This is a genomic window from Deinococcus pimensis DSM 21231 (assembly GCF_000519345.1).
Lineage (GTDB): Bacteria > Deinococcota > Deinococci > Deinococcales > Deinococcaceae > Deinococcus_A > Deinococcus_A pimensis.
The window spans coordinates 28,041-33,705 of the sequence record NZ_KI912617.1 but is presented as its reverse complement, the minus strand read 5'-3'; the positions used below and the strand labels follow the sequence as shown (position 1 = coordinate 33,705).

7 protein-coding genes are annotated in these 5,665 nt (G+C 70.0%); 4 read left to right on the top strand and 3 right to left on the bottom strand.

The annotated features are described in order from the left end of the window. Nucleotides 1–529: 529 nt before the first annotated feature. Complete coding sequence (locus tag DEIPI_RS0100600) at nucleotides 530–1,273, top strand: MHYT domain-containing protein (RefSeq protein WP_027480500.1); 744 nt, start codon at nucleotides 530–532, stop codon at nucleotides 1,271–1,273. A gap of 8 nt (nucleotides 1,274–1,281) precedes the next feature. On the opposite strand, the gene DEIPI_RS37125 is transcribed toward DEIPI_RS0100600, so the two are convergent. Together DEIPI_RS37125 and DEIPI_RS0100590 are read right to left on the bottom strand one after the other, a co-directional pair. Then, nucleotides 1,282–1,449, bottom strand: a complete 168-nt coding sequence (locus tag DEIPI_RS37125; protein ID WP_157463353.1) for a hypothetical protein — start codon at nucleotides 1,447–1,449, stop codon at nucleotides 1,282–1,284. Between the two features lie 254 nt (nucleotides 1,450–1,703). Then, nucleotides 1,704–3,266 carry a bifunctional metallophosphatase/5'-nucleotidase gene (locus tag DEIPI_RS0100590; protein WP_027480499.1) on the bottom strand — a complete coding sequence of 521 codons (1,563 nt, stop codon included), beginning with the start codon at nucleotides 3,264–3,266 and terminating at the stop codon, nucleotides 1,704–1,706. A 152-nt stretch (nucleotides 3,267–3,418) separates the two neighbouring features. On the opposite strand from DEIPI_RS0100590, the gene DEIPI_RS0100585 reads away from it, so the two are divergent. Then, nucleotides 3,419–3,706, top strand: a complete 288-nt coding sequence (locus tag DEIPI_RS0100585) for a hypothetical protein (protein WP_027480498.1) — start codon at nucleotides 3,419–3,421, stop codon at nucleotides 3,704–3,706. A gap of 44 nt (nucleotides 3,707–3,750) precedes the next feature. On the opposite strand, the gene DEIPI_RS0100580 is transcribed toward DEIPI_RS0100585, so the two are convergent. Next, the gene (locus tag DEIPI_RS0100580; RefSeq protein ID WP_027480497.1) at nucleotides 3,751–3,975 is read right to left on the bottom strand and encodes a hypothetical protein; all 225 of its coding nucleotides are present in this window, start codon (nucleotides 3,973–3,975) and stop codon (nucleotides 3,751–3,753) included. Nucleotides 3,976–4,121: 146 nt separating this feature from the next. Between DEIPI_RS0100580 and clpS the strand changes: the two genes are divergently transcribed. Both clpS and DEIPI_RS27375 read left to right on the top strand, forming a co-directional pair. Continuing rightward, nucleotides 4,122–4,436 (top strand): ATP-dependent Clp protease adapter ClpS, encoded by a 315-nt coding sequence (gene clpS / locus DEIPI_RS0100575; RefSeq protein ID WP_027480496.1) that lies wholly within the window; start codon nucleotides 4,122–4,124, stop codon nucleotides 4,434–4,436. A gap of 16 nt (nucleotides 4,437–4,452) precedes the next feature. Beyond that, on the top strand, nucleotides 4,453–5,665 hold a 1,213-nt coding region (locus tag DEIPI_RS27375; RefSeq protein WP_045233350.1), incomplete at its 3' end, for a Clp protease N-terminal domain-containing protein.

The following is a 5,665-nucleotide window of genomic DNA, read 5'->3' as shown; positions in this document are numbered from 1 at the left end:
TTGAACTCAGTATCGCCAACAGTTCTTACGCGGCGTAATCAATACTTTTCCAGGGAATGATAAGTTCGGCACTAGTACCTTCACTCATCGTAAAGTACCTTTTACATTTGAGACATCTGCTAATGCTGTCCGAGCAGAATCAATTGCGTCCCGCTCAAGGTTCACGAACGTGAATCTCGTCCCGCCCACCGTATAGACTTCCAGAACGTACTTTGCCATGCCGAAAGCCTACAAGATCCCAGCCTTGCAGACACCCGCACATACGGCGGCACCCATGCAGCACCCTTACCGGATGGGTACGGACCTCGACGAACCTTCAGCCTGCCCAGCGAAAGCCCCCGCCACAGCAGCAATCAGGACGAACGAGGAAGAACCGAGACGGACGCGAGCTGACTTCACACGCGAAGGGTCGTAGGTTCAAATCCTATACCGCCCACCAACAGGAAGGACGCGCCTCCCCGGAGGCGCGTCCTTCATTCTGGCCGTCAGAACACCGTCATGGCCCGCGCCCTATCCTGACCTCGATCCTATGCTTCCCGCTGACGTCATGAACCTCGGCGCCTCCCAGGGGTACGTCGCGCTCTCCTTCGTCACGGCGGCCCTCGCCACGTACGCGTCCATCAACTTCGCCTCCTGGCACCACCCACGCCGCTGGGTCCGTCACACCGCGCGCGGCACCCTCCTCGGCTTCGGCGTGTGGGCCATGCACTTCATCGGCATGCTCGTCACCGAGGGCGGCAGTGGCGTCCGCTACGACGTCGTCCTCACCGGCATCTCCGCGCTCGCCGCGATCGTCATGATGACCCTCGCGATGGCCCACCTCGACCGCCCCGCCGTGCGCACCTCCACCCTCGCGTGGGCCGCGGCGCTCAGCGCGTTCGGCATCGTCTTCATGCACTTCCTCGGCATCCACGCCATGAACGTCGGCCTGCACGGCGAGTGGCACCTCGTGCCGCTCGTCGCGTCCGTGACCATCGCGTACCTCGCGAGCTTCCTCGGCCTGTCCCTCATCGGTCACGCCGTGAGTTCGCGTGCGGCGCGGCTCGCGCCGGGCGAGCGGCGCGGCGTGAAGGCCGCCGCGAGCGCCACGCTCGCCCTCGCCATCAGCGGCATGCACTTCACCGGCATGCTCGCCTACACCGTCCACCGGCACACGCCCACCCCGGGCGGCGCGAGCGGGCAGGACGTCGCTCTCGTCGTGCTCGGCGTCGTCCTGATCCTCTGCATGGCCAGCGAGGTCCTCCTCGCCGACCAGCGCGCCCAGACCGAGTGAGGCAAGATTCACCGGGGGGCGCGCGCCACACGGTAGTCCCGCCGCGAGCGCGGTTGCTCGTCGAGACGCTCGCCGCGCAGGACGGGACCCCACACGCGGTGCTCGCGGAGTTCGGCGAGAAGCTCGGGCCAGTCGGCCAGGACCTCGAGCAGTCGGTTCAGGCGGTTCTGCTCCATGTGGGTAGGATGCACGGGGGAGTCTGAAAGTTCCCTGAATCCACCCACCACGGGGACGCGTCAACGCTCCAGGCAGGAGGACCCGACCGCTCGGGTCCGTACGACGCCTCCCTTGAGTGGAGAGACGCGCCGACGGCCCGAGCATGAGGACCCGACCGCTCGGGTCCGTACCACGCCAGACGCGGGACGGCCACCCTACACCTGGAGAGACGCGAGGGCGCTCCAGGCAGAAGGACCGGGCCGTCCCCCAACCTTCACCTGGGTTCGTTGAGGATGGTGATGCGGCCCTCGGTGCGGGTGTCGAGGGTGGGGTTGGCCTTGAGGTAGGCGACGAGGAGGTCGAGGTCGAGGGTGCCGGTGGGGACGCGGGTGCCGCGGGCGTTCTTGAGGACGTCGAAGCCGTCGCCGCCGTTCGCGATGAAGTTGTTGAGGGCGACGCGGTAGGTGGCGTCGGGGTCGAGGGGACGTCCGTCGACGGTGACGTCGGTGACGCGCTGACCGGCGGGCTTCGTGGGGTCGAAGGTGTAGCGGGTGCCGCGCGAGACGTGCAGGAACTGGCCCTTGCCGTCGCTCCAGGCGGCGACGCCGTGTTCGAGGGCGGCGCGCAGCTCGGTGCCCCTGAGGTCGAGGACGTCGAGGGTGTTGCCGAAGGGCTGCACGGCGATGGCCTCGGCGTAGGTGATGGGGCCCGGGTCGATGCTGGCGCGGACGCCGCCGCCGTTGACGAGCGCGAGGACGGCGCCCGCCTGCTTCGCGCCGGCGAGGGTGGCGTCGGCGATGACGTTCGCCATGGGCGTCTCGCGTTTGCGGACGTTCTCGCGGGCGCCGTCGAGGCCGAGGGCGGTGTTGCCGACGACCTGCGCGCGGAGCGCGGCGAGGGGCACGGCGAGCGTCTCGGTCATGGCCTTCACGGTGGGATCCTCGGGGACGCCCTCGGTGACGGCGACGGGGCGGCCTTCCCACGCGGTGACGCGTCCGTCCGCGTCGAAGTCGACGCGGAGGCGCCCGAGGACCTTGCCCCATTCCCAGGCGCTGACGATGAGGGTGCGGTCCGCGCCGTTCTGGACGACGGTGGGGTAGGGTCCCTCGCTTTTCGGGAAGTCCGCGTCGGGGAAGTCGCCGAGGAGGGTGTGGCTGTGTCCGCCGACGATGACGTCGAGGCCGGGCACGTCCCGCGCGACCTGCTGTTCGAGCGGGAAGCCGAGGTGGGAGAGGAGGATGATCTTGTCGACGCCCTGCTTCCGGAGGCCCTCGACGGCGGCGGTGAGGCTCCTCGTGAGGTCGAGGATCCGGACGTTGGGGCCGGGCGAGGACACGATGGGCAGGTCGGGGGTGACCGCGCCGACGAGGCCGATCTTCTCGCCGTCCACGGTGAGGACGGTGCTGGGCCTGACGAGGTCCCGGAGGAGGGGTTCGGCGCTCACGTCGAGGTTCGCGGCGAGGACGGGGAAGCGGGCGGCGCGGGCGAACTCGGCGAGCGCGCGGGGGCCGAGGTCGAACTCGTGGTTGCCGGCGGCCATGGCCCGGTAGCCCGCGTAGTTCATGAACAGGACGTCCGCGAGGCCCTCGTAGACGTTGAAGTACAGGGTGCCCTGGAAGGTGTCGCCGCCGGACAGCACGAGGGGGTTGACGTCGCTGGCCCGGTACTGGCGGATGAGGGTGGCGACGCGGGCGTAGCCGCCGTACTGGTTCCTGCCGACGGTGACGGGGTCGATGTGGGCGTGCAGGTCGTTGTTGTGGATGATGGTGATCGTGAGGGGCTTCGCGAGGGTGCTTCCGAGGAGGGCGGCCGTGAGGAGCGCGATCGTTCTCTTCATACGTGGCGAGCATAGGAGGCGCCACGTCAGGCGCGCGTGACGAAACGTCCGACCTGTCTAGGGTGCGTTTTTTTCCGCGTTCCACACAAAGTTTTTCGCTGCATCAACGAATCATGAGCGCGGGGTCCGCGCCCCCTGCCTACACTGCGGGCATGGAATTCATCGTCCTGCGGTCCGGACAGGTCATTCACGAGGAGCCGATGGTGCCCGGCGCCCAGCCCGTGCCCGTCGGCATCCCCGCCGTCGAGGGCGTCGGGGAGGGCGAGCATCTCGGGGAGAACCAGCTCGACGGCTGGAAGGTGGAGGTGGGCAGCCTCGAGGCGCTCCTCGACCTCGTCACGAGCGTCCAGGGGCAGGTAGCGGTGCGCCGCCCCATGGACTTCATGCTGGGCGGCCGCCCGGCGTTCGTGCTCGACGTCACGCCCGGCATCGGTCAGTAGCGCGGCACTTCCCGGGGAGGCCGCGCCCGGCGCGGCCTCCCTTGCTACGCGATGAGCGCGTCCGACGTGTCCTCGTGCGGGCCGCCCTCGTCGGACACGTCGAACTCGGCGGGATCCAGGAAGGGCGTGAGCAGGCCCGGCACCACCACCAGCGCGCCCGGCCTCGCCGTCCGCAGGTACCGCGCGAACGCGATCAGGAGGTGGGCGTGCAGTTCCTCCCGGCGGGCCACGTCCTCCGGGACCTCGATCGCGTACAGGCGCTCGTCCATGACCCCACCCTAGACCAAGGGTCCCGGCGGCACTGCGTACGATCCGACAAGCTGGACGCCGCGTGACCGTTCTCCTCACGAAACCTCAGCCCCGCGCGGGTGTTCGTGAGGAGTAGACTGCACCCTGTCCCTCGGGGACGACCATCATGACCAAGAGGCAGAGCGGCACAGGAACGGAACTCAAGGAACGACAGGAGGTCACGCGGCCCCCCATGTACCGCGTGCTGCTCCTCAACGACGACTACACGCCCATGGACTTCGTGGTGTACGTCCTCGTCCGGTACTTCCGGCGCAGCGAGCAGGACGCGCGGCGCGTGATGCTCGCCGTGCACCACCAGGGACGCGGCGTCGCGGGCGTGTACACCCGCGAGATCGCGGAGACGAAGGTCTCGCAGGTCACCGGCCTCGCGCGCGAGGAGGGCTACCCGCTGGAGCTCACCCTCGAACCCGAGAGCCCGTGACCACAGGGGAGGGCCCATGATCTCAGAGAACCTCCAGCAGTCCCTCAGGCGCGCCGCGCGACTCGCGCAGGAACACGCGCACGAGTACGTCACCCTCGAACACCTCCTGCTCGCCCTCGCGGACGACCCCGACGCGCGCGAGGCGCTCCTCGCGTGCGGCGCGGACCTCGCCCGCCTGCGCGAGGACCTCACGGACTTCATCGCGGACCTCTCCACCGGGGAGGACGAGCCGGAATTCACCCTCGCCACGCAGCGCGTCGTGCAGCGCGCGGCCCTGCAGCTGCACGCGGCGGGCAAGCCCGAGGGGCAGGCCGACGGGGCGCGCGTCCTCGCGGAACTCCTCGACGAGGAGGACTCCTACGCCCGCTTCCTGCTCGAAACGCAGGGCGTGACGCGGCTGGAGGTGCTGCGCTTCATCTCGCACGGCACGCCCGCCCTGCCGCGCCGCACGGGCGGCGTCGCCGAGGACGACGTGGACGCCGGCGCGGGCTCCGCCTCGAACGATCCCCTGGAGGCGTACTGCGACGACCTCACGGCCCGCGCGCACGAGCTCGATCCCCTCGTGGGCCGCGACGAGGAACTCCAGCGGATGCTGCACGTCCTCGCGCGCCGCACGAAGCACAACCCCGTCCTCGTCGGGGAGCCCGGCGTCGGCAAGACCGCCGTCGTGGAGGGCCTCGCGCAGCGCCTCGTCGCCGGGGACGTCCCGGAGGTCCTGCGCGGAGCGAGCCTCCTCTCGCTCGACATGGGCGCCCTGCTCGCCGGGACCCGCTACCGGGGCGACTTCGAGGAGCGCATCAAGGCCGTGCTGAACGCCCTGTCGGGCCGCAAGGCGCTGCTGTTCGTGGACGAGCTGCACACCATCGTCGGCGCGGGCGCCGTGCAGGGCGGCGCGATGGACGCCGCGAACCTCCTCAAGCCCGCCCTGGCGCGCGGCGAGCTGCGCGTCATCGGCGCGACCACCCCGGGCGAACTGCGTCACCTGCAGAGCGACCGGGCGCTGTGGCGCCGCTTCCAGGTCGTGGACGTCCCCGAACCCGACGAGGAGGACGCGGTCCGCATCATCCTCGGGCTCGCGCCCGCCTACGCCGCGCACCACGGCGTCACCTACGCGGGGGACGCCCTGCGCGCCGCCGTCACGCTCTCCGCGCGCTACCTGCGCGACCGCTTCCTGCCCGACAAGGCCATCGACGTGATGGACGAGGCGGGCGCCGCGCACGCCCTCGCCC

Coding starts and splice junctions, on each gene's coding strand:
- DEIPI_RS0100600 (WP_027480500.1), top strand. CDS start 530: ATGCTTCCCGCTGACGTCATGAACCTCGGCGCCTCCCAGGGGTACGTC.
- DEIPI_RS37125 (WP_157463353.1), bottom strand. CDS start 1,449: ATGGAGCAGAACCGCCTGAACCGACTGCTCGAGGTCCTGGCCGACTGG.
- DEIPI_RS0100590 (WP_027480499.1), bottom strand. CDS start 3,266: ATGAAGAGAACGATCGCGCTCCTCACGGCCGCCCTCCTCGGAAGCACC.
- DEIPI_RS0100585 (WP_027480498.1), top strand. CDS start 3,419: ATGGAATTCATCGTCCTGCGGTCCGGACAGGTCATTCACGAGGAGCCG.
- DEIPI_RS0100580 (WP_027480497.1), bottom strand. CDS start 3,975: ATGGACGAGCGCCTGTACGCGATCGAGGTCCCGGAGGACGTGGCCCGC.
- clpS (WP_027480496.1), top strand. CDS start 4,122: ATGACCAAGAGGCAGAGCGGCACAGGAACGGAACTCAAGGAACGACAG.